The 501-nt window shown below is 38.3% G+C and carries 1 protein-coding gene; it reads left to right on the forward strand.

Features of this window, described 5'->3' with window-relative positions; all coding sequences use genetic code 11:
- Positions 1–501: FIDD domain-containing protein (locus KW502_RS15330; RefSeq protein ID WP_500793364.1), on the forward strand; the 501-nt coding region annotated here is incomplete at both ends.

Here is a 501-nt window from a genome sequence, read left to right on the forward strand (position 1 = left end):
TTTTACAGCAACAGGTTTTTATAGTGGTATTGTTAACGATGTACCGGCAGAAGACAATGTAGTTTGTGTTGAGATTTTATCTGATGCCAGTTTTGATTTACAAGAAAACACCGCTACTATTTTAGGCACTCAAGATGCAGCAGATTTTAATATTTCTTACCATGGTTCACAAGATGATGCAGATAATAATGCAAGCCCTCTTCCTTTAACAGGTTACACACCAAGTTTAGAAACTGAGACCATTTTTGTAAGAATAGAAAATGTTAACAAAACAGACTGCTATACTACTGGAAGCTTTGAGATTAAAGTCAACACCATTCGCATCGGCGATTTAAGCGATGTAGCTTTAGAAGAGTGTGATGATGATAATGATGCTAGCGCTAGTTTCAATTTAGTTGAAGAAGTAGATGCTTTGGCGTTAGCCGGTCAGGATTCATCAGCCTATACGGTAAGTTACTATACGAGTCAGGCTGATGCTGATCTGGGTATGAGTGCTGCTGT

It is taken from the genome of Mesonia aestuariivivens (genome assembly GCF_019311235.1).
Classification (GTDB): Bacteria; Bacteroidota; Bacteroidia; order Flavobacteriales; family Flavobacteriaceae; genus Mesonia; species Mesonia aestuariivivens.